Consider the following 26,862-nt stretch of genomic DNA (forward strand, 5'->3'; position numbering starts at 1 on the left):
GCATGCCTGAGGGGAACGCTGACATCATCAGACTGAACGGCGCCGAAAAGCATTTCGGCGCCGTTCGCGCCCTGGGCGGCGTGGATTTTCACGTCGGCCCTGGCGAGTGCGTCGGTCTCGTCGGCCACAATGGCGCCGGCAAGTCGACACTCATGCACATGGTGGCGGGCACCTTGACGCCCGACAGCGGCAGGATCAGCGTGCATGGCGACAGCGAGGACAATTACTCGGTGTCGCGGGCACAGCAACTCGGCATACGCTGCGTCTTCCAGGAGCTTTCGCTGTGTCCCAACCTCAGCGTCGCCGAGAACACGCGCATCAACCACGCTTCGCTGCGCGGCTTCGGCTGGCGGCGCAAGGCGGCCGAGCTGATCGCCGCCAAGCTCGACGAGATCTTTCCGGGGCACAGCATCTCGGCGTCGGACATTGTTGGCGACCTGTCGATCGGCCGGCGCCAGATGGTCGAGGTGGCGCGCGCCTTCACGGTCACCCAGGATCGGCTCGACCTCGTCATCCTCGACGAGCCGACATCGTCGCTGGACGCGCATACGGCCGGCCAGTTGCTGGCTTTCGTGCGCCGCTTCGTCGCCGGCGGCAAAAGCTGCATCCTGATATCGCATGTGCTGGGCGAGGTGCTGAGGAATGCCGACCGTATCGTGGTGATGCGCGACGGCAAGGTGGTCGTCGCCGACGCCGCCAGTGCCTTCGACCGCGACCGGCTGGTGACGGCGATGGGCGGGGCGGAAGCGCGCCAGAAGGCCGCGGCGCAAGTCGCCGCCGCCAAGCCCGAGGCCAGTCCGCTGCGCGTGCGGGCCCGTCCCGCCGCGCAGAAGGACGGCACCGAGCTTGTCGCCCGCGCAGGCGAGATCATCGGCCTCGCCGGGCTGGCGGGACATGGACAGACCGACCTGCTGCTGGCGATCTTCGCGGCTGCGTCGCGCGCCCGGGCTGGTATCGAGGTGACCGCGCCGGTGGCGCTGGTGGCTGGCGACCGCCAGTCGGACGGCATCTTCCCGCAATGGTCGATCGCGCAGAATATCGGCATCCGCTCGCTGACACGCTTGCGCAAAGGGCTACTGATCTCGCCGCAGCGTGAGGCCGAACTCGCCGAGTTCTGGCAAAAAAAGATCGGCATCCGCACGCCGGACATGAACAACAACATCTTCTCGCTGTCGGGCGGCAACCAGCAGAAGGCGCTGTTTGCCCGTGCGCTGGGCTCCGACGCACAGATCGTGCTGATGGACGACCCGATGCGCGGCGTGGATATCGGCACCAAACTGGAGGTCTACGACCTCGTGCGCGAAGAAGCCCGCAATGGCCGTACCTTCCTCTGGTACACCACGGAAACCGAAGAGCTCGACAATTGCGACCACATCCATGTCTTCAAGAACGGCCGGATCGTCGCCAATCTGCGGCGCGACGAACTGACCGAAGAGAAGATCATCCAGTCCTCGTTCGGCGATGCGGCCTGAGATGACTGCCGCCAGCGTAGACACCGGCCTCAAGACGTCCTCCGAGCGCGGGGCGCTGGCGCGTGCCCGCCTGCTGCGCGGGCTGCTGCCGGCGCTGTCGCTGGCGCTGGTGCTGATCGCCATCGCCTGGCTCAACCCGCGGGCCATCAGCTATTTCGGCTTCAGCCTGATGCTCAACCTGGCGATCCCGATCGCGCTGGCGACGATCGCGCAGATGTTCGTCATCGCCGGCAACGAGCTCGACCTGTCGATCGGCACCTTCGTCGGCTTCGTCGGCTGCGTTACGGCGACCTGGCTGAAGGATGCGCCGCTCATCGGCGTCGCCATCCTGCTCGGCTCGATCGGCGTCTATGCGCTGCTCGGCGCGCTGATCCATCTGCGCAACCTGCCCTCGATCGTGGTGACGCTCGGCATGAGCTTCGTCTGGCAGGGCCTGGCCATTCTCGTTCTGCCCAAACCTGGCGGCAAGGCGCCGGACTGGCTGCTGGCGTTCATGTCCTTCAAGCCGCCTTTCGTGCCGTTCCCGATCATTGCGGCGCTGCTGATCGGCCTCATCGTCCATTTCGGCTTGATGCGCACTTCCTATGGTGTGATCCTGCGCGGCTCCGGCGGCAATCCGGCGGCGCTCGGGCGCGCCGGCTGGTCGCTGCTCAAGACCAAGATCGTGCTGTTTTCGCTGGCCGGCCTGTTCGGCGTGCTGTCCGGCATGGCGCTGATCGGCATCACCACCTCCGCCGATGCCAATATCGGCAATGGCTACACGCTGCTGGCCATCGCAGGCGTCATCCTTGGTGGCGGTGAATTCGTCGGCGGCCGGGTGTCGCCGATCGGCGCGGTGCTTGGCGCACTGACGCTGGCGCTCGCCGCATCGCCGCTGCTCACCTTCATGCACATTCCACCCGACTGGCAGGTGGCCGCCAATGGCGCCATCCTGATCATCGTGCTGGCGGCGCGGGTGCTGATCAGCCGCAGGGAAAGGTGAGGCGATGGTATCGGTGAAGGCGCTGCTCGGCAGACCCTGGATATGGTCGTTCCTCGGCGCGTTGCTGGTGTGGCTGGCGACGATCGTCTTCACCGGCGGCTATGGCGCCGGCGGCATGGTCACCGCGGCCCTGTCGCTGGCGGTGTTCACCGTCATTGTCGGCGTCGGCCAGATGTTCGTCATCACGCTTGGCCCAGGCAATGTCGACCTGTCGTTGCCGGCCAATATCGGTCTTGCCAGCGCCGTCGCCATGAAGGTCATGGACGGCAGCGATTCCATGATCGCGGTCGGGCTGCTGGCGGCGCTGGCCACGGGTGCCGCGATCGGTGTCGTCAACTACCTGCTGATCTGGGCGCTGCGCATTCCGCCGATCATCGCCACGCTGTCGGCCAGCTTCATCATCCAGTCGATCGACATCAGCTATGGGCGCGGGCTGCAGATCAAGCCGCCGCCCGGCTTCGCCGATTTCGCCAACTGGCAGGTGCTGGGCATTCCGGTGCTGGCGATCCTCACCGTGCTGTTCACCATCGGTGCGGCAATAGCGCTGCAGCGCATGATCTATGGCCGCTCGGTGCTGGCGATCGGGCAGAACATCCGTGCCGCCTGGCTCGCCGGCGTCAATGTCGGGCGCATCCGCTTCCTCACCTACACGTTGTCGGGGGCGCTCGGCGGCATCGACGGCGCGCTGCTCGCCGGCTATTTCCGCGGCGCCAATGTCGATATCGGCAACGAGTATCTGCTGGCGTCCATCGCCGTCGTCGTCATAGGCGGCACGTCGGTGGCCGGCGGCAAGGCCAACGTGCCCGGCGTCTGGGGCGCGGCGCTGTTCCTGGTGCTGCTTTTGACCATGCTCAACACGTTCGGCGTCAGCGCCGGCGTGCGTCTGCTGCTGACCGGGCTGATCATCGTTGGCGTGATCACCGCGGCGGGTGGGCAGAAGGCCTTGCGTTGAGGCTACGCGTTATTCCGCGCTCGCCCGCAGATGCCGGGCGAGCATCAGGCGCAACTCCTCCAGCACGCCGTCACGCAGTTTCTTCTCGCCGACCAGCGCCAGCGGTATGCGCATCAGCTGCGGCACGATGACGGCCAGCCGCTCGGCCTGGCCCGCGGGCAGCGGCGGTTCGGCCTGCGCGAACAGCGCGGCGATCTGGCCGCGCCGCCGGACTCGCATCGCGCGCCGCCAGCCGTCGTCGCCGGGCAGGTCGAGCAGCGCTGAATAGGCCGGGTGCGTGGCCAGGAAGTCGCCGAGCACGTCGAACAACGCATCGGCGATCGCAGCCGGCGCCAGGCCCTTGGCGCGCTCCCGCAAGGCGTCGAGCTGGGTGGAGAGACTTTCGGCATGTTCGGCCAGAATGGCTGCCGCCAGCGCCTCCTTGGTCGGGAAGAACAGGTAGAGCGTGCCGATGGCCGCACCGGCGCGGGCGGCGATCTCGGTCATCGTCGTGGCATCGAAACCCTTCTCGACGAACAGTGTAGCCGCACTCGCCATCAGTGCCGCGACCCGCTCGCGCCCTCTTTTTTGCTGCGGCGCACGCGGATTTGACACCGAGGCTCTTGCTTTTTCCGAGGCCATCCTCATATTTCCAAACCTGAGATTATCCTCATATATAGCGCTGGTGCCAACCATGCCAGTACCCTTGGACGTTACCACCATGAATAGCGCCGCGGACAGCCGCCCACAGAGCCACAAATGGATGGTTCTGAGCAACACAACGCTCGGCATGCTCGCTGCCGCCATCAACGGCTCGATCCTGCTGATCAGCCTGCCGGCGGTGTTTCGTGGCATCGGCCTCAAGGCGCTCGACCCCGGCAACATCAACTACCTGCTCTGGGCGATCATCGGCTATATGATCGCAACGGCGGTGCTGGTCGTCGCCTTCGGCCGGCTCGGTGACCAGTTCGGCCGCGCGAAAATGTACAATCTCGGCTTTGCCGTCTTCACCGCCGCCTCGATCGCGCTCAGCCTGCTGCCCGGCCAGGGCGACTTCGCGGCGATCTACCTGATCAGCGTGCGCATCATCCAGGGCATCGGCGGCGCGCTGATCATGGCCAATTCCACGGCCCTTCTCACGGATGCCTTTCCGGAAAACGAACGCGGCTTCGCGCTCGGCATCAATGTGGTGGCGGCCATCGGCGGCCAGTTCATCGGCCTGTTGATCGGTGGCCTGCTTGCCGATACCGACTGGCGGCTGGTGTTCTGGATCAACGTGCCGTTCGGCCTCGTCGGCACGGTCTGGGCGTACCTCAAGCTGCACGATGCGCCGAACCGCTCCACGCACACGATCGACTGGCTCGGCAACATCAGCTTCGGGCTCGGCCTCGTCCTCATCCTCACCGCCATCACCTACGGCCTGCAGCCCTATGGCGATCAGGTCATGGCATGGACCAGCCCGAAAGTGCTTGTCCTGTTTGCCATCGGCTTCATCTCGCTGATCGCCTTCGTGTTCATCGAGCAGCGCGTCGCCAAGCCGATGCTCGACCTCAAGCTGTTCCGCATTCCCGGCTTTGCCTATGGCAACATTGCCAATCTGGCCTCGGGCATTGCGCGCGGCGGGCTGCAGTTCATGCTGATCGTCTGGCTGCAAGGCATCTGGCTGCCATTGCATGGCTATTCGTTCGAGGAGACGCCGCTGTGGTCGGCCATCTTCATGCTGCCGCTGACGGTCGGTTTCCTGATCGCTGGTCCGGTGTCCGGCTATTTCTCCGACCGGGTCGGCGGCGTGCCGTTCGCGGTCGGCGGCATGGTGGTCGGCGCGGCAAGTTTCGTGGCGCTGATGGCGTTGCCGGCCGACTTCTCCTACGCGGTATTCGCCGCGCTGTTGTTCCTCAATGGCCTTGGCTCCGGCCTGTTCGTGGCGCCGAACTCGACGCAGATCATGAACTCGGTGCCGGCGCGCGAGCGCGGCCAGGCCTCGGGCATGCGCGCCACCACCACCAATGCCGGACAGGTGCTGTCGATCGGCCTGTTCTTCAGCCTGATGATCCTCGGCCTAGCCGCCAGCCTGCCGCAGACGATGGAGGCCGGGCTGCTGGCGCAGCATGTGCCGGAGGCGGTTGCGCACCAGATCGCCAACATGCCGCCGGTGGCCAGCCTGTTCGCCGCCTTCCTCGGCTACAATCCGATGGGCGAGCTGATCCCGGCCGATGTGCTGCACGCGCTGCCGCAGCAGAGCATCGATACGCTGACCGGCCACGCCTTCTTCCCCGAGCTGATGTCGGGACCGTTCAAGCATGGTCTTGTCTTCGCCTTCACCTTCTCGGCGATCCTCTATCTCATCGCGGCCTTCGCTTCAGGGCGTGGCGGACGCACTGTCAAAGCCTCGATACCAGAGAGGATGGTGGCGGAGGCTGCCGGCCGGCATTGATCCAAACGGTAAGCGTTGTGCCAGGCCGGCATCCGGTTCCCATCCGCGCCACGGCGCTGTAAATCCCGTTCGCGCGGTCTTGGCCGCTCACCATTGCTGGGAGGTTTTGTTGTCCGATTTCCTGAAGGTCAGTCGCGACGGTGATATCGCCATCGTCATCATCGACAATCCGCCGGTCAACGCGCTGAGTTTTCATGTCCGCGAGTCGCTGATGCGGGCGCTGGTCGAGCTGCGCGATGACACTTCGATTGCCGCCATCGTCATCGCCTGCGCCGGCCGGACTTTTGTCGCTGGCGCCGACATCACCGAATTCGGCAAACCAATGCAGCAGCCGGAACTGCGCGCCATCGTGGCCATGCTGGAAACCATCGCCAAGCCGACGGTCGCCGCCATCCACGGCACGGCACTGGGCGGCGGGCTGGAACTGGCGCTCGGCTGCCATTTCCGCGTCGCCGATGCCGGCGCCAAGCTCGGCCTTCCCGAGGTGAAGCTCGGCCTGCTGCCGGGTGGCGGCGGCACGGTGCGGCTGCCGCGTCTTGTCGGCGCGGTGAAGGCGCTCAAGATGATCGTTTCCGGTACGCCGATCGGTGCGGCCGAGGCGCATGCCGCCGGTCTCGTCGATGCCGTCTTCGAAGGCGATCTGCCCACGCATGCGGTGAACTTCGCCAGGGAAATAGCCCGCAAGGGTGGTCCCTTCACGCCGGTGCGCGATCGCGATGAGGGGCTTAGGGAAACCGACCTGGCGATCTTCGACACCGAGGCAATGGATCTTGCCAGGAAGGCGCGCGGCCTCGAAGCGCCGATCGCCTGCGCGCAGGCGGTGCGCAATGCCGTCACGCTGCCCTTCGACGAGGCGCTGGCGGCGGAGCGCGCGCTGTTCGTCAAGCTCGTCGCCAGCGACCAGTCTCGCGCCCAGCGCCACCTGTTCTTCGCCGAACGTGAGGCGGCGAAGCTTCCCGGCAAGGACACGCCCAAGCGCAGGATCGGCCGCGTCGGCGTCATCGGCGCCGGCACGATGGGCGGCGGCATCGCCATGGCCTTCGCCAATGGCGGCTATCCCGTCACCCTGCTGGAAACCAGCCATCAGGCACTGCAGCGCGGGTTGGCGACGATCGACAGGAACTATGCCGTTTCGGTCAGTCGCGGCTCCTTGACCGAAGACGCCAGGCAGCAGCGGCTTGCGCAGTTCAAGGGCTCCACCGACTACGCCGATCTCGCCGATTGCGACCTGATCGTCGAGGCGGTGTTCGAGGACATGGCGGTCAAGAAGGAGGTGTTCGGCAAGCTTGACGCCGTAGCCAGGCCGGGCGCGATCCTCGCCACCAACACCTCCTATCTCGACATCAACGAAATCGCCGCCTCGACCTCGCGGCCGCAGGATGTGCTTGGACTGCATTTCTTCTCGCCGGCCAATGTCATGAAGCTGCTGGAGATCGTGCGGGCCGACAAGACCGCGCCCGATGCGCTGGCGACCGTGGTCGACCTGGCACGACGGATCGGCAAGGTGGCTGTCGTCGTCGGTGTCTGCCACGGCTTCGTCGGCAACCGCATGCTGGCCGCGCGGGGTTCGGAATCCGAAGCGCTTCTTTTGGAAGGTGCCACGCCGCGCCAGATCGACCAGGCGTTCACCGATTTCGGCTGGCCGATGGGTCCGTTCCAGATGGGCGATCTCGCCGGCCTCGACATCGGCTGGCGCAACCGCAAGGCACGCGGCCAGACGGCCGTGATCGCCGATACGCTGTGCGAACAAGGGCGGTTCGGCCAGAAGACCGGCCGTGGCTTCTATCTCTACGAGGCCGGCGCCCGCACACCGGTGCCGGATCCCGAGGTCGAGGCGCTGATCCGCGACAAGGCCGCCGAGCAAGGCATCGCGCCGCGCGCGATCGGCGCCGAGGAGATCATCGAGCGCACGCTCTATCCCCTGGTCAACGAGGGGGCGAAGATTCTCGAGGAAGGGATTGCGGCCCGCGCGTCCGACATCGATGTCGTCTGGGTCAACGGCTACGGCTTTCCCATCGGCAAGGGCGGCCCGATGTTCTGGGCTGGTCTCGAAGGGGCGGGCAAGATCATCGAGCGCCTCGATCACTGGTATCAGCGGACCGGCAAGGATGTGTTCAAGCCGGCACCTTTGCTGAAGCGGATGGCCGAAACCGGCTCCTGGGAGGGCGTGCCAGCCTGATCAAGCGCTGATTGGGGGCTGGAGGAGTACCGCGAACGCCACGTCGACGTGGTGGCAATGACGCGGCAGATGTCGCTCGACCATGCCCGGCACAATGTCTGTGCCAACGCCCCTGCCCAGGCTGGGGCGACAGCCCATTCAACGAACCGTTCATCGCAAAGATGGGCGGACGCGAGCGATCGAGCGCTACTTCGCACCAAGATTCCGGTGGAACGCTGGGCCGCCTTCGACACGATCCCCGACGGCTTCTCGCTCACACGTGCTTACGGCCGCCGGACTCGCGGAACCAGCTGTCGGGATAGGGGTACCACCAGTCCTGGATTGCAGGCTTGTGATCGATGATGACCGTCTTCGAGCGGCGGAAGGCATCCAGCCCCTGGCGTCCAAGTTCGCGACCGAGGCCCGAGGCCTTCCAGCCGCCGAAGGGCAGGGCGTCATTGTCGATCAGCGGATTGTTGACCCAGACCATGCCGGCCTCGAGCCGTTCGGCCGCCTCATGCGCCTCGGCCAGATCAGTGGTGAAGACAGAGGCGCCGAGCCCGAACGGGCTGTCATTGGCAAGCCGGATCGCTTCGTCGAAATCCTTGACCCGGCAGATGGCGGCGACCGGCCCAAAACACTCTTCGCGCACGATCGCCATATCCGGGGTGACGCCGGTGAGGATGGTTGGCTCGTAGAACCAGCCGGTGTCATGCGCCGGTGGGATGCGCCCGCCGGTGACTGCCTTGGCGCCGTGTGCGATGGCGTCGTCAACCAGCCGCATCACCTTGGTCCGCGCGCTTTCGCTGACCAGCGGGCCGATCTCGGTCTTGCCCATGCCGTTGCCGATGCGCAGCGCGCGCGTCCTTTCGGCGAACAGCGCGACGAAGTGGTCGTGAACGGCGTCGACGACGAAGAAGCGTTCGGCCGAGGTGCAGACCTGGCCGGTGAGGTGGAACGCGGCGGTGACGCTGCCGGCCGCCGCGACCTCGAGCGGAGCATGTTCACTGATGATCAGCGGATCGCTGCCGCCGGCCTCGATGACGCACGGCTTCATGCGCTCGGCGCAGGCCACCGCTACCGCCTTGCCGGCGGCGACCGAGCCGGTGAAGGCAACCGCGTGGGTGCGCTCGGAAGCGATCAATGTCTGCGCGATGGCCGCGCCACCGGGCAGGCAGGAGACCAGGCCTTCCGGCAGCGAGCGGAACACGGTCATGTAGTCTGATGTCGACAGCGTCGTCGCCTCGGCCGGCTTGATCACGCAGGCATTGCCGGCGGCAAGCGAGGCGGCGACGGTCCAGCACATCAGCAGGATCGGAAAGTTGTAGGGCATGATGTGGACGGAGACGCCATAGGGCTCGTAGCGGGCGTACTGGAACGAACCGGCCTGCGTCGTGCCGGCGATCTTGCCGGCGTCGTCGCGCGCCATCTCGGCATAGTAGCGGAAGATCGGCGCGCAATTGGCGATCTCGCCGATGGCTTCGGGATAGGGCTTGCCCATCTCGCGCACCATCAGTTCGGCGCAGCGGGTGAAGTCGGCCGCTTCGATGGCGTTGGCGACGGCATGCAAGTGCTTTGCCCGGCTCTTGGCGTCGAGTTTCTTCCAGGCGGCCTGCGCCTTGGTGGCGGCGGTCAGCGCGGCGTCGATCTCGCCATCGGTAGCGGCCGAGATCGCGCCGACGGTTTCGAGCGTCGCCGGGTCGATCACCGCTGTCGTCGCGCCGGCCATCGGCCGGTAGTCCGGATTGACGAAGAACGCCGGCCGGGTTGGCGAAAAGTCCATTCTGTCCTCCTTGAAGAATTATCGAGAAGGCTCAGCGGATCATGTAGACCTTCTTGATCGTCTCATGGACGGTGCAGACGCCTTTCCAGTCCTGCGGAAAGAACGCTGCCGTGTCCGGCTCGATCTCGATCACCTCGCCGGATTCATGCACGTAGGTGCAGCGGCCTTCGAGGAAATGGCAGAACTCGTCGCGGGTGACGTGGCAGTGCCATTTGCCGGGCGTGCAGACCCAGAGCCCGCACTCGGAACGGCCTTCCGGACCCTTGTACAGAAGCTTGCCCGAGGTGCGGGATTCGCCCTCGATCATGGTCGGGATGACGCCCCAGTCGACGAGGTCGGTGATGGCGAGCGGGGATTGCATGATCGGCGTGGTCATATCGATTTCCTTGAAAGGGCTGCTTACCGGCACATGAAGGCCTTGGTCAGCGTTTCGGTGATGATGGAGGTGCCGGTCCAGCCGGCGGGGAAGAACACCAGCGTGCCGGCCTCGACCGGGATCTCTTCGCCGTCGTCGTGGACATAGCTGCCGCGCCCTGAGAGGAAATGGCAGAACTCATCGGCCGCGAAGATGATGTGGCGCGTACCCGGCGTGCATGACCAGAGGCCGCATTCACTCGACCCGTCCGGGTTCTGGAACAGGATCTTGCCGGAGGCGCGCGGCGAACCGGCGAGCGGCGACGCGCTTGCGCCCCAGTCGTCCAGCGCCACCGAGGCGGCGTTCGGCCAATAAGGTGTCGGCATGTTGTGGAACTCCAGTAGTCAGGCCAGCATGTAGATGTTGCGAATGGTCTCGTGGATGGTGCATTCGCCGGCCCAGCCGGCGGGGAACATGACCACGGTCCCCGGGGAGACTTCTATCACCTCACCGACATCCGACCTGTAGGTCGCGCGGCCGGCGACGAAATGGCACAATTCATCGCGCGGGATCGAGAGTCGCCAGCGGCCCGGCGTGCACACCCAGATGCCGGATTCCGGCTGGTTGTTCGGCCCCTTGTGCACCAGCCTGCCAGTCGAATGCGAAGCGCCGTCCAGCGCATCGGGCTGCGCGCCCCAGTCGACGAGATCGGTGCGGGTGGAGGCCTGGTGGAGGTGCGGGGCGGAGGAGGTCACAGCAGCTTCTCCAGCAGGCCGGCTGCCTTCTCAGGCCCGTTCTGCGCGTGCATCTGCGCCGAGGTCTTCGCCAGCTTCGTCTTCATGGTCGGGTCGGTCAGGCAGGCTTCGATCTTCGCGACCAGCTCGGGATCGCTCCAGTCGTAGCGCGGCATGCCGAAGCCGTGGCCGGTTTCCTCGACGCGGGTGGCGTTGTCGTGGCCGTCCCAGACATAGGGCATGATGATCGCCGGCTTGCCGAAATAGAGGCACTCGGTGAACGAGTTGTTGCCGCCATGATGGATCACCGCGTCGACCTGCGGGATGACCGAAGGTTGCGGGAACCAGCTCTCGACGATGACGTTGCCGGGCACGTCCGTGTATTGGTCCTTGTAGCCGCCGACATTGACCAGCGCGCGATAGCGCGTCTTGCCCAGCGTCGCGATGATGCGCTTCAAAAGCTCGACATCGCCGGCGCCCAGGCTGCCGAAGGAGACATAAAGCAGCGGCCCGTCATTGTTCTTGGCGAAGGTCGGCACCGTGTATGGCTTCTCCTGCCGCACACAGCCTTCCAGATACTGGAACCTGGCCGGGTCGAGCGGATGGCGGCGCTTGAATTTCGCCGCTTCTGGATAGAGCAGCAGGTTGAGATAGGGCGAGGCCTCGAAGAACTGGCCGATCGGATAGGGCGCTTCGTTGTTGGCGGTGAGGAAGGCGTTGAAGTCGTCGTGGATCGGCTTGATCACGGCGTTGAAATGGTCGCGGTAGCGCTGGTGGCCGGCATGGTCGTTCTCGCCGCAGCCCGACAGATGCGGCGGGATGTCCTCGTCCTCGATCTCGTTTTCCGAGCAGGAGATGACGCGCACCCACGGCTTGCCGAACTGCTTGATCGCCGGGAACAGGATGACGTTGTCAACGCAGATGACGTCGGGCTTGATGGCGGCCAGGACGCCCGGCAGGTCCTTCTGCGCCCATTTGGCGCTGTCGACGATCGCGGTCCAGCAATCCTTCACGTAATTGTCGACCTGGTCGTAGGGCGATTTGCGGAAGTTCGGGATGTGGCCGTTGATGAAATCCTCCCAGAATTTCGCCATCTGCTCGGGTGGCATCGGTTCGGAGAGGTTCACCGGATGCGCCTCGAAGCCGTAGCCCCTGTAGACCTCGACAAAGCCTGGGTCGGACAGGAAGACAGCCTTGTGGCCGCGCGCCTCGACGGCTTGCGCGATGCCGACGGAGTTGAGCGCCGGGCCGTAGGCGGCTTCCGGGAAAAAGGCGATCGTCTTCTGCGCCATCAGGCTGCTCCTCTCATTCTGCGAAAATTCTGACATCGGCGGCATCCCAGCCGAGTTCGACCTGGTCGCCTGATGAAACCGGCCTGCGGTCGGCGGCATCGGCGGTGACGCGCACCAGGAATGGTTTGGGCGACAAAGGCGTGCGGACATGCAGTTGCAGGTCGAGGCCGTGATAGGCCAGCGCCTCGACCGTGCCGGTCGTGCGGTTGGCGGTCTCGGCTGATGGGAACAATCGGATACGCTCGGGCCGCACCGAGGCGACCGCCGATGCGCCAGGTGAAAGCGTGGCGGGCACCTTGCCGGTAATGCGCGCACCATTCGCTGCCACCACACCATCGGCTGACGCCTTGCCCGGGATAAAATTCATCACACCGATGAAGTCGGCGACGAAGCGGTCGGCCGGATGTTCGTAGACCGCGTGTGGCGTGTCGCATTGCAGCAGCCTGCCGTCTTTCAGCACCGCCATGCGGTCGGCCATCACAAGCGATTCCTCCTGGTCGTGGGTGACGATGACGAAGGTGATGCCGACCTCGTGCTGCAGGCGCTTCAGTTCCAGCTGCATGGCGCCGCGCAGCTTCTTGTCGAGGGCGCCGAGCGGCTCGTCGAGCAGCAGCAGCCGGGGCCGCTTGACCAGGGCGCGGGCGAGCGCGACGCGCTGCTTCTGGCCGCCGGACAATTGCTCCGGCTTGCGGTCGGCGAAGGGGACAAGCTCGGTGGTCGCCAGGATGGCGTCGACGCGGGAGCGGATTTCCTTAGCCGGCAGGCGTTCCATCTCCAGGCCGTAGGAGACATTGGCGCGCACGCTCATATGCGGAAACAGCGCGTAGGACTGGAACATCAGGTTGACCGGCCGCTTGTTGGGCGGGGTCCGGGCAATGTCCTTGCCGTCGAGCAAGATGCGACCGTCGCTCGGCGTCTCGAAACCGGCCAGCATGCGCAGCAGCGTGGTCTTGCCGCAGCCGGAGGGGCCGAGCAGCGCGAAGAATTCGTTTTCGCGGATATCGAGCGAGATGCCGTCGACGGCGGTGACGCGGCCGAATTTCTTCGACACATGATCGATGGCCAGCAGCGTGCGCGGTTCGCTCATTGGCCGATGATCCCCCTGTTGAGCCGCTGCGACAGGGTTAGCGCGGTGATCGAGACGGCCATGACGATGGTGGCCAGCGCGTTGATCTCCGGCGTGATGCCGAAGCGGATCATGGCGTAGATCTGCATCGGCAGCGTGGTCGAGGCGCGGCCGGCGCCGGCGGTGAAGAAGGCGATGATGAACTCGTCGACCGACAGCGTGAAGGCAAGCAGCGCGCCGGCAATCACCGCCGGCAGGATCACCGGCAAGGTCACGCGCCGGAAGGTGGTGAGCGCGGAGGCGCCGAGATCGGCGGAGGCCTCGACGATCGACCAATCGAAGCTCTTCAGCCTTGCGCGCACCACCGAGCAGACGAAGGCGAGGTTGAAGACGACATGGGCAAGAATGATTGTGTGCAGGCCCATGGTCAAATTGAGCATGGAAAAGAACGACAGCAGTGCGATCGCCAGCACGATGTCGGGGATGATCATCGGCGCGAAGATCAGCGCTTCGAGGCCCTTGCCGTATTGCCGGCGCATCTCGACGCCGATCGCCAGCAGCGTGCCGAGCAATGTGGCAATTGCGGTCGAGACCAGCGCCACGATCAGCGTGTTGAGCGCGGCGGAGAGGATTTCTGCATTGTGGGCTAGCGAGGCGTACCATTTCAGCGAAAAGCCAGACCATGCTGTCGGCAGTCCGCCTTCGTTGAAGGACAGTGCGACCAGCACGGCGATCGGGATGTAGAGGAAGGCGAAGACGAGGGTGAGCACAAGCCAGAGCGTGCGCCGCGTCGCGGGAGCGCGCTCAGCCATCGGAGCCTCCACTCGTCTCAGCGGCTCGCCCCGAGGCGCGATTGGCGGCCATCGCTTGCGCCATCAGCACCAGTAGCATGATGGCGATCAGCGCCATGGCCAGTGCCGCGCCAAACGGCCAGTCATTGGCGGTCAGGAACTGGTCGTAGACGAGATTGCCGATCATCTGGAAGCGGCCGCCGCCGAGCAGCGCCGGGGTGACGAAATTGCCGATCGACAGCACGAAGACGAAGACCGCGCCGGCGGCGATGCCGGGCACGGTCAGCGGCAGGATGACACGGCGGAAAGTGGTGGCGGCCGAGGCGCCGAGATCGCGCGAGGCTTCGGCGAGTTCCGGGTTGAGCCGCGACAGCGGCGCGTAGCAGGCGAGGATGACGAAGGGCAGGTAATTGTAGACGAGGCCGGCGATCACCGCGCCTTCCGTATAAAGCATCGACGGCGGTTCGCCGGTGTAGCCGAACCAGCGCAACAGCTGGGTGATCAGGCCCTCGCGGTTGAGCAGCACGATCCAGGCATAGGTGCGGATCAGATAGTTGGACCAGAATGGCAGCACGGCGAAGAACAGGAAGACCGGCTGCCACCGGCGCGGTGCGGCTGCGATGGCGTAGGCGGCGGCATAGCCGATCACCACCGCGATCAAGGTGGCGGTGCCGGCGATGCGCGCCGATTTGAGAAAGATGCCGGCGTAAAGCGGGTCGAAGACCAGCCCGAAATTCTCCAGCGTGAAGGTGTAGTCGATGCCGCCATAGATGCCGCGCCGGAAGAAGGCGAGTGCTAGCACAAGCGCGCACGGCACCACCATCAGCGCGGTCAACCAGGCCAGCGCCGGAGCCATCAGCAGGGAGGAGCGAAGTCGGGTCTGGGACAATGTCTCGGGTACCGCTCAGGGCCGGCGGCAGGAGCACCGCCGGCCGCGAAGTCCGCGCCGCTTACTGCGCGGCCTTGATCTCGCTGACGATCTTGGAATAGTCGCGCTGGGCTTCGCCGACGTCACGCAGCTGCTCGAACTTGACGAGATCGGCCACCGGCATCGCCATGTTGGGGAATTTCGCCAGGAAATCGGCGGGCAGGCTTTCCATGGCCGGCTTGTTGGGCACCTTGTAGTCGATGTTCTGTGCCGCCCAGGCGTGGTTCTTGGCGTCGAGCATGAAATTGATGAACTGGAAGGCGGCGTCCTTGTGCTCGGATGCCTTTATCACCACCATCGTGTCGACCCACAGGTCCGAGCCTTCCTTGGGGATGATGTACTTGATCTCGGGCTTTTCGGCGATGCCGTAATTGCACCAGCCGTCCCATGCCTGCACCATCAGCGCCTCGCCCGATACCAGCTTCGAATAGAAGGTGGTGTCGTCATAGGCGAGCAAGGTTTTCTTGGCCGAGATCAGCAGGTCCTTGACCTCGGCCATCTTGGCCGGATCGGTCTCGTTGACGGAAAAACCCTTGTCGAGCTGGCCGGCGGCAAGCAGCCAGCGGTCGGTCGCCAGCATGGTGGTCTTGCCCTTCAACTCGTCGGAGGGAGCGAGCAGGTCGCTCCAGCTTGTCGGCGCCACCTTCACCAGATCCGAGCGGTAACAGAGGCCTGTCGTGCCCCAGGTGTAGGGCACGGAGAAAGTGTTGCCGACATCGTGCGGCAGCTTGGTCGCCTGGGGATAGAGGTTGGCGAGGTTGGGCACCTTGGCGTGGTCGATCGGCTCGGTCAGGCCGAGCTTGTTCAACACCTCGGCAAAGGGCGAGGAGACGAAGACCACGTCATAGCCCTTGCCGCCAGCGGCGATGAGCTTGCCCATGATCTCTTCATTGGTGGCGTGCACCACCACTTCGCCCGAAACGCCGGTCGCGGTCTTGAAGGCGGCCATGGCATCCGGCGCCATGTAGCCATCCCAGTTGGAAATGACGAGGTCGGCGGCCATCGCCGGCGCGGACAGCGCCAAGGCCAGGCCGAGTGCGATCGAAGACGTTCTCAGCGCACGGCGCCGCAGGCTGGTAGCGGTCATGACAGACTCCCATTCCGGTTGATCGTCGAAATTGCATTCGTCGGACCAACGCTTGCGACCCGTGCCGCTGCCTCGATCCTGTTCCCCGGTCTTTTATCGCCGATTACACTGACAGTACTATTGCAGAAAAAAGTACGTCAATCCATAATTTGCCGAGCGACCGAGGAATCTGGCCGATTGCGTCCGCGCGGGCGATCGGTCAAACCAATGCGGTCCCATTCGTTCCACCGAGACCAGTCATGCAAGCCGCAGCCCGACGACCTCGCACCAACCACCTCGATCTGGCGCAGCGCATCCTCGATGTGGCGCGGCAGCGCGGGTTTGAGCCCGGTGCGCGCCTGCCCGAGCAGCAGATCGCCTCGCTGTGCAATGTCTCGCGCACCCCGGTGCGGGCGGCGCTCAGCCTGCTCGCGGAACGGGGCGTCGTGCGTTGGGAGGCTGATTCCGGTTATCATCTGGCGATCGACCTCACCGCGCAGCCGACCATTGCCGCCGAGCTGCCTGTTACCGAGGAGGACGAGCTGGCCGAAGCGATCCTGCGCGACCGGTCGGCACGGCGGCTGGACCAGACGGTGACCGCCGCGGGGCTGATGCGGCGGTATAGTGCCGAGCGCAAGACGGTACTAAAAGCGCTGAACAAACTGACCGAAGAGAATCTGCTGGACCGGGCGCCCGGCCAGTCCTGGCTTTTCCGCCGTGCGCCTGACGATCCGGAAGCGCAGGGCGAAAGCTATGAGTTCCGCTTGCTGCTGGAGCCGGCAGCCATCCTGACGCCCGGCTTTCGCCTGGACGGTGCACGCGCTGCGGCGTTGCGTCAGGGCATGGAAGCGTTGGCGGCACTGCCGGACCCAGCATTCGACACACGCGAGTTCCAGCGGCTGGACATCGATTTCCACGGCATGATCGCCGAGGGCTGTGCCAACCGCTTCGTTGCCGACGCATTGTCCGATCACCTGAGGCTGCGCCGGCTGCCGGGCATCTATGGCGGCGTCAATGTCTTTCGCTTGCGGCAATCGCTGCGCGAACATCTGACCATACTCGACCATCTCGAAAGCCGGCAGTATGAGGTGGCTGCCGACCTGCTTCGCGTTCACCTGCGGCTTTCCCGCACCCAGCGACCACAAGCGGCCAGCCGCGGGGCCCCCGCGCTGTTCGGCATGATCAGCCGGCCGGAATGACGAGGATTAATTGACGCGCAAAGCCAGCCCAACCATCGCGCTGTTTCCCGAGGCGAGCTTCGGCGCGGCGCTGAATTGCGTCGGCATCGCGCAGGCGTTGCGCGCAAGGGGCGCCCGGCCGGTGTTCATCTGCCATGCCGGCTTCTCCGGCGTCTTTGCCGATTACGGTTTTCAGGAATACCAGCTGCCGACCGACGAGCCGCTGAGCGACAGCGAGCGCCAGAGCTACTGGCAGGCCTTCGTGCGCCGGCACCTGCCACATTTCAGGCTGAGCCCGATCGACCAGCTGGAAACCTATGTCGCGCCGACCTGGCAGGCGATCGTCGATACCGCGGTCAATGCCGAGGCGCCGCTGCGCCAGTTGCTGGCGCGGCTGAAGCCGGACGCGGTGGTGCTCGACAATGTCATCATGTTCCCCGCGATGGAAGCCGCCGGCTGTCCCTGGGTGCGCGTCGTCTCCTGCGCCGAGACCGAGCTTCCGGACCCGCTGGTTCCGCCTTATCTGTCGGGACTCGGCGCTGACGATCCGCAAAGGCCGGCGTTCGAGGCCCGCTATCTCAAGGCTTCGGCACCGGCGCATGATCGCTTCAACCGCTTCCGGACGGATGCCGGCCTGGCGCCGCTGCCGAAGGGACTGTTCCTGGAAACCTCGCCAGACCTCAATTTGCTGCTGACGCCGTCGATCGTGCGCCGCGAGCGGGCCGAGCCGCTCGACCCGGCCCGCTTCGTCTATCTCGAAGGCTGCGTGCGTTCGGAAGGGCCGTTCGAGGTGCCGGTGTTCCCACGCAACGAAGGGCCGTTGGTCTATATGAGCTTCGGCAGCCTCGGCGCCATGGATGTCGGACTGATCCAGCGCATGCTGGCCGTCTTCGACAGGCTGCCGGCGCGTTTCATCGTCAATGCCGGCGGCCTGCGCGACGCCTACCGCGCCGTGCCGGACAATGTCTATCTCGACGCCTGGTTTCCGCAGCCCTCGGTGGTGGCGAAGTCGGACCTGTTCATCCATCACGGCGGCAACAACAGCTTTTGCGAAGCGCTGCGCTTCGGCGTGCCGTCGCTGATCATGCCCTATTGCTGGGATGGGCACGACAATGCCCGACGCGCCGAGGAGACCGGCGTCGGCAACCACATCAGCCGTGACGGCTGGACCGAAGACGTACTGGAGAGAGCCATTCTCGGCCTGCTGGCCGACGATGCGATGCGCGCCCGCCTCAGGGACAATGCAGCCCAGATGGCCCTGAAACCCGGAACGGACGTGGCCGCGCAAGCCATACTCTCCCTGATACGGACATGAACGAAATGCCTGACAAACACACGACGAATACCGCGACCTTCAACGGCCACGATCCCAAGGCCTGGCTGACCCAGCATGGTATCACCGAGGTCGAGTGCCTGGTGCCTGACATGAATGGCGTTCTGCGCGGCAAGGCCTTGCCGACGGCCAAATTCCTCAAGGCGCTGGAAGACCGCGCGCTCTATCTGCCGAGCAGCGCCTTCCTGGTCAGCATCGATGGCCGCTATTCCGGCTCCATCGACGAGGGTTTTGCCTATTCGGACCCGGACATGCGCATGGTGCCTGACGTTTCGACGCTCTGCCTGGCGCCGGGTGCCGCTGCGGGCAAGGCCTATGTCTTCGCCGATGCTTTTCACATGGACGATCAGCCATGGATGGCGTCGCCACGTCATGTGCTGCGGGCCGTGCTCGATCTCTATCGCCAGCGCGGCTGGCGGGCGGTGGTCGCGCCGGAGCTCGAATTCTATCTCACCGCGCCCAATCCCGATCCCGACCGGCCGCTGACCGCACCGGTCGGCGCCAATGGCCGCGCGGAGGGCGTGCAGCATCCCTACGATATGGCGGCACTCGAGGAATTCGAGCCGGTGATCCGGCGCGTCTATGATTATGCCGCCGCCGCCGGCCTGCCGCTCGACACGCTGATCCATGAATCGGGCACCGCACAGTTGGAAATCAACTTCTTGCATGGTGATGCGCTGCCACTGGCCGACAAGGTGCTGCTGTTCAAGCGATTGACGCGCCAGGCCGCGCAGCAATGCGGCATGCATGCCACCTTCATGGCCAAGCCGATCGCCGCCCAGGCCGGCAGCTCGATGCATCTGCACATGTCGGTCATCGACGAGGCCGGCAAGACGCTGTTTGCCGGCGGCGACGATGCCGACACCGAGATGTTCGGCCATTTCATCGGCGGCCTGCAGAAATATGTGCCCGAGATCATGCCGTTGTTCGCGCCCAACGTGAACTCGTTCCGCCGCATCCGGCCGAACCACAGCGCGCCAGCCAACATCGAGTGGTCGCACGACAACCGCTCCTGCGGCCTGCGCGTGCCGGCCGGTGGCCGCGCCGCGCGGCGTGTGGAGAACCGCCTGCCGGGCGCCGATTCCAATCCCTATCTGGCGATCGCCGGTTCGCTGCTCGCCGGCTATCTCGGGGTCGAGCAGAAGCTGGCGCGCTCGGCCGAAGCCTCGGGCAATGCCTACAAGATCAAGAGCACGCTGCCGAAAACCATGGAGGAGGCGCTGGACCGGTTCACGGCCTGTGACCCGGTGCGGAAACTGCTCGGCGAGGATTTCTTCCAGACCTATCTGCGCGTCAAGAGCGTCGAGCTCGACCTGTTCCAGAGCGTGGTGACGAGCTGGGAACGCGACCATTTGCTGCTGAAGGTGTGATCATGGCATCTTCAACAGGTTTCAATTCCAGTCTCGATATCGGCAGATCCTATTATGTCGCCACCGCCAATCCGGCGCCGGACCATCCGGCGCTTGTCGGCGATGTCGACGCCGACCTGGTGGTCGTCGGCGGCGGCTGCACCGGTCTGTCGGCCGCCCTTCACGCCGCGGAGCGCGGTCTGAAGGTGGTGCTGCTCGAAGGCGGCAAGGTCGGCTGGGGTGCATCGGGGCGCAATGGCGGCCAGATGATCCCCGGCCTGCGCAAGGGCGCCAAAGGACTGGTCAAACTCTACGGGCCGGAGCGGGCAAAGGTGCTGTTCGACCTCGCCTTCGAAGCGCGCGGCCTGGTGCTCGACATCATCGAGCGCCACGCCATCGACTGCGATTTACGGCTGACCGGCCATCTGGTCGGCGCGGTCAACGGCTCCGATCTCAGGGATCTGGAAGAGGAGGCGAAATGCCTCGAGAGCGTGATGAAGTTTCGTGACGTCGAGATCCTGTCGGCGGCGGAGGCACGCGGCAAGGTCGACACGCCGTATCATGGCGCGATGTACGAGCCGCTGGGCGGCCACATGCATCCGCTGAACTACGCGCTCGGCCTTGCCCGCGCGGCGGTCGCCGCCGGCGTCACCATCCACGAGAACTCGGTGGCGGTGAAGCTGGAGCGCGAGCCTTCGATCCGGGTGTCGACGTCAAAAGGTTCGGTCCGGGCCAGGCATGTCGTGCTGGCGGGCGACGCCCTGCTCAATGGGTTGGAGCCACGCGTCAACAGCCGCATCATGCCGGTCGGCAACTACATCGTCGCCACCGAGCCGCTGGAGGGCAAACGCAATGTCATCCCGGCCAATGTCGCGGTGTCCGACACGCGCTTCGTCGTCAACTATTACCGCATGTCGGCGGATGGCCGGCTGCTGTTCGGTGGCGGCGAGCGCTACACGCCGTCGCCGCCGGCCGACATCGCCGGTTTCGTGCGGCCGCATATGGAAGGCACCTTCCCGCAGCTGAAGGGCTGCCGCATCGATCATGCCTGGGGCGGGCTGGTGTCGGTGACGACGTCGCGGCTGCCGCATGTCGGGCACTATGGCGAGGTCTATTTCGCGCATGGCTATTCCGGCAAGGGCGTCATCCTTTCGACGCTGTCGGGCAAGCTCTTGGCCGAGGCGATCGCCGGCGATGCCTCGCGGCTCGACCTGTTCTCGACGCTCACGCCCATGCCGTTCCCCGGCGGCACGGCGCTGCGCGGCCCGCTCTATGTGCTCGGCATGCTGTGGTACGCGATGAGGGATCGGGTCAAGCATTGAGGCGGACTTGCTGCAACGGCGCAAAATAATACCTGTAGCGATCCTTTCACACCCCCTCTGTCCTGCCGGACATCTCCCCCGCAAGGGGGAAGATCGGCAGGTTCAGCGGGTGCGCTCACCTACATGGAGATTGGCGAAAGCCGAGATGACAGTTGATCTCCCTCCTTGCGGGGGAGATGGCCGGCAGGCCAGAGGGGGTGCTGTCCCGCCGACGTCGGGGAAGTTTTAACACAGCCTCCTAGACCACAAAGAAGTCCTCGATGCACTGTTTTGCTGCAAGCAGCGCGGGCAGGATTTCCCGTTCCATCTCCGCGACGGAAAAACGGGCGGACTGGGTCGAGACGTTGATTGCCGCGACCGTGCTTCCTGAGCGGTCGCGGATCGGCACGGCGATCGAGCGCAGGCCGAGTTCCAGTTCCTCGTCGACGATGGCAAAGCCGTCCGCCTTCGCCTTGCCGATGGCGTCGGCCAGCAAATGCCTGTCGGTGATCGTCTTCGGTGTCCGCCTCTCGATGGTCGCCTGCCTGAGGAACATGTCGAGTTCGCCAGGCGTCAGGCCGGCCAGCAGGATCCGCCCCATCGAGGTGCAATAGGCGGGCAGGCGGGTACCGACATCGAGCGACACGCTGAGGATGCGGCGGCCGGGGATGCGGGCGACATAGACGACATCCTGGCCCGACAGGATGGCCGCCGAACAGGCCTCGTTCAGCTGCGCCGCGACCGTCCGCATGATGGGCGCGGCGAAGCTCCACAGCGAGCCGCCGCCGAGCCATGTGCGGGCAACGGTCAGCAGGCGTGGCGATAGCGAGAACACGCGGCCGTCTTGGGTTGCGTAGCCGGTCGCAACCAGCGTCAGCAGGAAGCGGCGCGCGCCGGCTCGGGTCAGGCCGGCTTCCTCGGCCATTTCGGTCAGCGTCATGCCCGTGGGATGGCGGGCGAGGATCTCCATGACGGCAAGGCCGCGCTCGAGCGAGCCGACATGGTCACGGGAAGCGGTCTCTTCGTCCATCGAACCTCCGCGAAAGGGTGTTGTCGTCCGGATTGACTCCGCGCCCTCAATCGGCGTAAAAAGTATCGCATATAGAACATATGTTCGCAATACGAACTTTTTGAATCCCGGAGCATGTTGGATGGTCAAGTTCCTGCCGCTCAAACAGGCCGTCGCGGAGAACCTGAATGATGGCGATACGGTCGCCTTCGAGGGCTTCACCCATCTGATCCCGACGGCGGCGGCGCATGAGGCGATCCGCCAGGGTTTTCGCGACCTGACCCTGATCCGCATGACGCCAGACTTGATCTACGACCAGATGATCGGCATGGGCATGGCGAAGAAGATCGTCTTCTCCTATGTCGGCAATCCCGGCGTCGGCCTGCTGCGGCGCGCCCGCGACGCCATCGAGAACGGTTTTCCCAGGTCGATCGAGATCGAGGAGCACAGCCACGCCGGCATGGCCAATGCCTATGAGGCTGGCGCGGCCGGCCTGCCCTGCGCGGTGTTTCGCGGCTATCGCGGCGCAGGCCTTGCGGCGGTCAATCCGAACATCAAGTCGGTCACCTGTCCGTTCACCGGTGAGGTGCTGGCCGCCGTTCCCTCGATCCGGCCCGACGTCACCTTCATCCATGCGCAGAAGGCCGACAAGAAAGGCAATGTGCTGGTCGAGGGCATCATCGGCATCCAGAAGGAAGCCGTGCTGGCGGCCAGGCGCGCTGTGGTGACGGTGGAGGAAGTGGTCGACAATTTCGACGATCTGCACCCGAACCTGACCGTGCTGCCGCGCTGGACGATCGCGGCGATATCGGTCGTACCCGGCGGCTCGCACCCATCCTACGCGCACGGCTATTATGCGCGTGACAATGCCGCCTATCTGGAATGGGACGAGATCGCCGCCGACCGTGAAAAATTCCGGGCGTGGATGCAGGCCAACGTCATCGAGAAGAGCGCCGACGATTTCGCGGCCCGGGTCGAGCATCTGAGGAAAGCGGCATGAGCGACAATCCATTGGGCTTCACCCCCAACGAGATGATGACGATCGCCGCCAGCCGGGCGCTCAGGAGTGACGATGTCTGCTTCGTCGGCATCGGCGCGCCGTCAGCCGCCTGCAATGTGGCGCGGCTGACGCATGCGCCTGACATCACGCTGATCTACGAGAGCGGCACGATCGGCACCGCGCCCGATGTGCTGCCGCTGTCGATCGGCGACGGCGAATTGTGCGAAACCGCGGTCACCACCGTCGCGGTGCCGGAAATGTTTCGCTACTGGCTGCAGGGCGGCCGCATCTCGATCGGTTTCCTCGGTGCGGCGCAGCTCGACAAGTTCGGCAACATCAACACCACCGTCATCGGCGATTATTTCCATCCCAAGACCCGGCTGCCCGGCGGCGGCGGCGCGCCGGAGATCGCGACGTCGTCAAAGCAGGTCTACATCACCATGGCGCAGACCAAGCGCGGCATGGTCGAGAAGATCGACTTCTTCACCTCCTTCGGCCATGGCGAGGGTGGCGACCATCGCAAGCGCCTCGGCATCGACACTGCTGGTCCGACACTGCTGATCACCGATCTCGCTATCTGGAAGCCGGACCCGGTGACCAAGGAATTCACGGTCGTGTCACTGCATCCCGGTGTCACGCGCCAGCAGGTGCAGGAGACCTGTGGCTGGGTGGTTAAGTTCGCCGAGGCGCTTGACGAAACGCCGGCGCCAAGCGAACTCGAACTCAGGACATTGCGTGACCTGCAGGCCCGCACCAAGGCGGCGCATGAGGGAACCGGAAAAGAGAAAGCTGCCTAGCATGGCCGAGGCCTTTATCTGCGACTACATCCGCACGCCGATCGGCCGCTTCGGCGGTTCTTTGTCTTCCGTGCGGACCGACGATCTCGGCGCCATCCCGCTGAAGGCGCTGGTCGAGCGCAATCCCGGCGTCGACTGGCAGGCGGTCGACGACGTCATCTATGGCTGCGCCAACCAGGCCGGCGAGGACAACCGCAACGTGGCGCGCATGGCGCTGCTGCTGGCCGGCCTGCCGAAGGAGGTCTCCGGCTCGACCGTCAATCGCCTGTGCGGCTCCGGCATGGATGCGCTGACCATCGCAGCCAGGGCCATCAAGGCCGGCGAGGCGGAGCTGATGATTGCTGGCGGCGTCGAATCGATGAGCCGCGCGCCCTTCGTCATGCCCAAGGCCGAGACAGCATTCTCGCGCAATGCCGAGATCTACGACACCACCATCGGCTGGCGCTTCGTCAACCCGCTGATGAAGAAGCAGTACGGCGTCGATTCGATGCCGGAGACCGGCGAGAATGTCGCCGAGGATTTTTCCGTGTCACGCGCCGACCAGGATGCCTTTGCCGTGCGCAGCCAGGACAAGGCTGTCGCGGCGCAGGCCAATGGCCGGCTGGCGAAGGAAGTCACCCCGGTGACCATCCCGCAGCGCAAGGGCGATCCGGTAATCGTGTCGACGGACGAGCATCCCCGCGCCGGCACCACGGTCGAGGCGCTGGCCAAGCTGCCAACGCCGTTCCGCCAGGGCGGCACGGTGACGGCCGGCAATGCTTCCGGCGTCAATGATGGGGCGGCGGCGCTGATCGTTGCCTCGGAAGCGGCGGTGAAGAAATACGGCCTGACGCCGATTGCGCGCATTCTTGGCGGAGCGGCTGCCGGTGTCGCGCCGCGCATCATGGGTATCGGCCCGGTGCCGGCGACGCAAAAACTGTGCGCGCGGCTTGGCCTGACACCAAAGCAGTTCGATGTCATCGAGCTCAACGAAGCCTTTGCCTCGCAAGGCATCGCCGTGTTGCGCCAGCTCGGCATTGCCGAGGATGCCGGCCACGTCAACCCGAATGGCGGCGCCATCGCGCTTGGCCATCCCCTGGGCATGTCGGGCGCCCGCATATCGGGCACGGCGGCGCTCGAGCTGCGCGAACGCGGCGGCCGATATGCGCTGGCAACCATGTGCATTGGCGTCGGCCAGGGCATCGCGATCGCGCTCGAACGGGTTTGATCAGGGCAATCGCCATAGGAAAACAATCGTGCGGCTCAACTCGTGGCGGAGGCTATCAATTGTCGAAGTCGGCACCGCCCCTCATCGCCCTGCCGGGCACTTCTCCCCGCATAGTGACGGGGAGAAGGGGCTCGCCGCAACGGCGGCGCCCTTCTTGCAACGCTGGTGATTGGCGAAACCATCGATGAGAGCGCCCCTCTCCCCGTCGCTATACGGGGAGAGGATGCCGGCAGGCAGGTGAGGGGCAGCGCTAACCTGAAGCGATTGGCCTGCGGTTTGATCCCCCGGCCTTTGACAATCGCGCGGCCAAATTTGACCATGTGGACAAAAGTCTAGACCCGTTCCATAGTTCCTCGTCTGACATTTTCACGAACAGCCGGCTCGACACGGCTGTCGAACAGAGGGGAATGCAATGGAAAACCGGAAGAACAGATTCCAGATACAACGCGAAGGGCTTTCGCGACGCAACGTGCTGGAGCTGGGCGCGCTTGGCCTGGCTGCCGCCATGCTGCCGGGCGCCGCCTTCGCCAAGGACAAGAAGCTGAAGGTGGCGGCGATCTTCGCCACGCCGATCGAAGAGCCGTGGGACAACCAGATCCATGTCGCCCTGCAGAAGGCCGAGAAGGAACTCGGCATCCAATACAAATGGTCGGAGAAGGTGCAGACCGCCGATTTCAGCCGCGTCATGCGCGAATATGCGCAAGGCGGCTACCAGCTGGTGCTGGGCGACGCCTTCGCCGCCGAGCGTGAATCGCGCCGCACCGCCAAGCAGTTCCCGAAAACCGCCTTCCTGTTCGGCTCGGGTGCTGGCCCGGCGGAACCGAATTTCGGCGTCTTCGACAACTGGATCCACGAGCCGGCCTATCTCTCCGGCATGATCGCCGGCAAGATGTCGAAGTCGGGCACGATCGGCGCGGTCGCGGCGATGGGCATTCCGGAAGTGAACCGGCTGGTCAACGCCTTCTTCGCCGGCGCCAAGGAGGTCAATCCGAACATCAAGAAGAAGGTCGCCTTCATCGGCTCGTTCTTCGATCCGCCGAAGGCCAAGGAAGCGGCGGTGGCCCAGATCGACGCCGGCGCCGACGTGATCTATGCCGAGCGTTTCGGCGTCATCGAGGCGGCGGCCGAGAAGAAGATCCTCGCCATCTCCAACATGTCCGACCAGTCGAGCCTCGGCCCCGACACGGTCATCACCGGACCGGTCTGGGACATGTATCCGACGGTCGAACAGGCGATCAAGCTGGTCAAGGCCGGCGTGTTCACGGCGCAGGACTATGGCGACTTCTCGCGCATGGCCAAGGGCGGCTCCTATCTGGCGCCCTACCACAAGTTCGACAAGACGCTGCCGGCAGACGTCAAGGATCTGGTCGAGAAGAAGAAGGCCGAAATCCTCGAAGGCAATTTCCGCGTCGACGTTGACGAGAACACGCCGGTTTCGGATTGATCTTTCACCCTCCCCCTTGTGGGGGTGAGTGGCCGGTTCGCGAAGCGAATTCATCGTGCCAGTGGCACGATGAAAGGCCAGCGAACGCCGGGACGCTGCGAAGCAGCGGGGGCCCGGCAGGGCTCGCCAGTTGTCAGCCTGGCCCTTCGCAGGCTCAGGGCGTTCGAAGCTCGAAAAGCCAGGCAATTGGCTTTTCGTCCGCTGCGCGGACCGCTTCTCACCCCCACAAGGGAGAGGGTGAACCCGCGCAAA

Annotated in this window: 24 protein-coding genes; 13 read left to right on the plus strand and 11 right to left on the minus strand. The window is 65.0% G+C overall.

What is annotated here, in order from left to right:
* Nucleotides 1–2 precede the first annotated feature (2 nt).
* From AC56QP_RS19805 to AC56QP_RS19815, 3 genes are read left to right on the plus strand one after another with little or no spacing between them, the layout of a single operon-like run.
* Entirely contained in the window at nucleotides 3–1,472 is a 1,470-nt protein-coding gene (locus AC56QP_RS19805; RefSeq protein WP_489858431.1) for a sugar ABC transporter ATP-binding protein, read from the plus strand.
* Between the two features lies 1 nt (nucleotide 1,473).
* Nucleotides 1,474–2,454 carry an ABC transporter permease gene (locus AC56QP_RS19810; protein WP_489858430.1) on the plus strand — a complete coding sequence of 327 codons (981 nt, stop codon included), beginning with the start codon at nucleotides 1,474–1,476 and terminating at the stop codon, nucleotides 2,452–2,454.
* A gap of 4 nt (nucleotides 2,455–2,458) precedes the next feature.
* Entirely contained in the window at nucleotides 2,459–3,406 is a 948-nt protein-coding gene (locus AC56QP_RS19815) for an ABC transporter permease (RefSeq protein WP_489858429.1), read from the plus strand.
* Between the two features lie 9 nt (nucleotides 3,407–3,415).
* Here the strand turns inward: AC56QP_RS19815 and AC56QP_RS19820 are convergent, their stop codons facing one another.
* Nucleotides 3,416–4,000 carry a TetR/AcrR family transcriptional regulator gene (locus AC56QP_RS19820; protein ID WP_497108993.1) on the minus strand — a complete coding sequence of 195 codons (585 nt, stop codon included), beginning with the start codon at nucleotides 3,998–4,000 and terminating at the stop codon, nucleotides 3,416–3,418.
* 106 nt (nucleotides 4,001–4,106) lie between these two features.
* On the opposite strand from AC56QP_RS19820, the gene AC56QP_RS19825 reads away from it, so the two are divergent.
* Together AC56QP_RS19825 and AC56QP_RS19830 are read left to right on the plus strand one after the other, a co-directional pair.
* Nucleotides 4,107–5,819, plus strand: a complete 1,713-nt coding sequence (locus tag AC56QP_RS19825) for an MFS transporter (RefSeq protein WP_489858427.1) — start codon at nucleotides 4,107–4,109, stop codon at nucleotides 5,817–5,819.
* Between the two features lie 109 nt (nucleotides 5,820–5,928).
* On the plus strand, nucleotides 5,929–7,998 hold the full coding sequence (locus tag AC56QP_RS19830) for a 3-hydroxyacyl-CoA dehydrogenase NAD-binding domain-containing protein (RefSeq protein WP_489858426.1): 2,070 nt from the start codon (nucleotides 5,929–5,931) through the stop codon (nucleotides 7,996–7,998).
* 253 nt (nucleotides 7,999–8,251) lie between these two features.
* Here AC56QP_RS19830 and AC56QP_RS19835 read toward each other — a convergent pair whose 3' ends face one another.
* The 9 genes from AC56QP_RS19835 to AC56QP_RS19875 form a co-directional block, all read right to left on the minus strand.
* Entirely contained in the window at nucleotides 8,252–9,760 is a 1,509-nt protein-coding gene (locus AC56QP_RS19835) for an aldehyde dehydrogenase family protein (RefSeq protein WP_489858425.1), read from the minus strand.
* Between the two features lie 31 nt (nucleotides 9,761–9,791).
* A complete protein-coding gene (locus AC56QP_RS19840) occupies nucleotides 9,792–10,136 on the minus strand; it encodes a cupin domain-containing protein (protein ID WP_040582082.1) in 345 nt (114 codons plus the stop codon).
* A 23-nt stretch (nucleotides 10,137–10,159) separates the two neighbouring features.
* Entirely contained in the window at nucleotides 10,160–10,501 is a 342-nt protein-coding gene (locus AC56QP_RS19845; protein ID WP_489858424.1) for a cupin domain-containing protein, read from the minus strand.
* Between the two features lie 18 nt (nucleotides 10,502–10,519).
* Nucleotides 10,520–10,870, minus strand: a complete 351-nt coding sequence (locus AC56QP_RS19850) for a cupin domain-containing protein (protein WP_489858423.1) — start codon at nucleotides 10,868–10,870, stop codon at nucleotides 10,520–10,522.
* Nucleotides 10,867–12,141: a glycosyltransferase gene (locus AC56QP_RS19855; RefSeq protein ID WP_489858422.1), complete on the minus strand. Its 1,275-nt coding sequence runs from the start codon at nucleotides 12,139–12,141 to the stop codon at nucleotides 10,867–10,869. Before AC56QP_RS19855 ends, AC56QP_RS19850 begins: the two co-directional genes overlap by 4 nt.
* 13 nt (nucleotides 12,142–12,154) lie before the next feature.
* Nucleotides 12,155–13,228 (minus strand): ABC transporter ATP-binding protein, encoded by a 1,074-nt coding sequence (locus tag AC56QP_RS19860; RefSeq protein ID WP_489858421.1) that lies wholly within the window; start codon nucleotides 13,226–13,228, stop codon nucleotides 12,155–12,157.
* Nucleotides 13,225–14,019 carry an ABC transporter permease gene (locus AC56QP_RS19865; protein ID WP_489858420.1) on the minus strand — a complete coding sequence of 265 codons (795 nt, stop codon included), beginning with the start codon at nucleotides 14,017–14,019 and terminating at the stop codon, nucleotides 13,225–13,227. Before AC56QP_RS19865 ends, AC56QP_RS19860 begins: the two co-directional genes overlap by 4 nt.
* The gene (locus AC56QP_RS19870; RefSeq protein WP_489863559.1) at nucleotides 14,012–14,854 is read right to left on the minus strand and encodes an ABC transporter permease; all 843 of its coding nucleotides are present in this window, start codon (nucleotides 14,852–14,854) and stop codon (nucleotides 14,012–14,014) included. Before AC56QP_RS19870 ends, AC56QP_RS19865 begins: the two co-directional genes overlap by 8 nt.
* Before the next feature lie 94 nt (nucleotides 14,855–14,948).
* Nucleotides 14,949–16,013 carry a polyamine ABC transporter substrate-binding protein gene (locus AC56QP_RS19875; protein WP_489858419.1) on the minus strand — a complete coding sequence of 355 codons (1,065 nt, stop codon included), beginning with the start codon at nucleotides 16,011–16,013 and terminating at the stop codon, nucleotides 14,949–14,951.
* Between the two features lie 239 nt (nucleotides 16,014–16,252).
* Between AC56QP_RS19875 and AC56QP_RS19880 the strand changes: the two genes are divergently transcribed.
* Genes AC56QP_RS19880 through AC56QP_RS19895 form a run of 4 tightly spaced genes read left to right on the plus strand, consistent with a single transcriptional unit; the run spans nucleotide 16,253 to nucleotide 21,174 of the window.
* Nucleotides 16,253–17,191, plus strand: a complete 939-nt coding sequence (locus tag AC56QP_RS19880; RefSeq protein ID WP_497100400.1) for an FCD domain-containing protein — start codon at nucleotides 16,253–16,255, stop codon at nucleotides 17,189–17,191.
* Between the two features lie 10 nt (nucleotides 17,192–17,201).
* Nucleotides 17,202–18,485 carry a glycosyltransferase gene (locus AC56QP_RS19885; RefSeq protein ID WP_489858417.1) on the plus strand — a complete coding sequence of 428 codons (1,284 nt, stop codon included), beginning with the start codon at nucleotides 17,202–17,204 and terminating at the stop codon, nucleotides 18,483–18,485.
* Nucleotides 18,486–18,490: 5 nt separating this feature from the next.
* Nucleotides 18,491–19,873, plus strand: coding sequence for a glutamine synthetase family protein (locus AC56QP_RS19890; RefSeq protein ID WP_489858416.1), 1,383 nt, complete (start codon nucleotides 18,491–18,493; stop codon nucleotides 19,871–19,873).
* Between the two features lie 2 nt (nucleotides 19,874–19,875).
* Nucleotides 19,876–21,174 carry an NAD(P)/FAD-dependent oxidoreductase gene (locus AC56QP_RS19895; RefSeq protein WP_489858415.1) on the plus strand — a complete coding sequence of 433 codons (1,299 nt, stop codon included), beginning with the start codon at nucleotides 19,876–19,878 and terminating at the stop codon, nucleotides 21,172–21,174.
* A gap of 238 nt (nucleotides 21,175–21,412) precedes the next feature.
* Here the strand turns inward: AC56QP_RS19895 and AC56QP_RS19900 are convergent, their stop codons facing one another.
* Nucleotides 21,413–22,183, minus strand: coding sequence for an IclR family transcriptional regulator (locus tag AC56QP_RS19900; RefSeq protein ID WP_489858414.1), 771 nt, complete (start codon nucleotides 22,181–22,183; stop codon nucleotides 21,413–21,415).
* A gap of 121 nt (nucleotides 22,184–22,304) precedes the next feature.
* Here AC56QP_RS19900 and AC56QP_RS19905 point away from each other — a divergent pair, with 121 nt between their 5' ends.
* The 4 genes from AC56QP_RS19905 (at nucleotide 22,305) to AC56QP_RS19920 (ending at nucleotide 26,610) form a co-directional block, all read left to right on the plus strand.
* Nucleotides 22,305–23,162: a CoA transferase subunit A gene (locus AC56QP_RS19905; protein ID WP_489858413.1), complete on the plus strand. Its 858-nt coding sequence runs from the start codon at nucleotides 22,305–22,307 to the stop codon at nucleotides 23,160–23,162.
* Entirely contained in the window at nucleotides 23,159–23,959 is an 801-nt protein-coding gene (locus AC56QP_RS19910) for a CoA-transferase subunit beta (protein WP_489858412.1), read from the plus strand. Before AC56QP_RS19905 ends, AC56QP_RS19910 begins: the two co-directional genes overlap by 4 nt.
* A 1-nt stretch (nucleotide 23,960) precedes the next feature.
* Nucleotides 23,961–25,166 (plus strand): 3-oxoadipyl-CoA thiolase, encoded by a 1,206-nt coding sequence (pcaF, locus tag AC56QP_RS19915; protein ID WP_489858411.1) that lies wholly within the window; start codon nucleotides 23,961–23,963, stop codon nucleotides 25,164–25,166.
* Nucleotides 25,167–25,578: 412 nt separating this feature from the next.
* Complete coding sequence (locus AC56QP_RS19920; RefSeq protein ID WP_489858410.1) at nucleotides 25,579–26,610, plus strand: BMP family protein; 1,032 nt, start codon at nucleotides 25,579–25,581, stop codon at nucleotides 26,608–26,610.
* The last annotated feature ends 252 nt before the right edge of the window (nucleotides 26,611–26,862 follow it).

The sequence above is a fragment of the Mesorhizobium sp. RCAM 05104 genome, assembly GCF_059683645.1.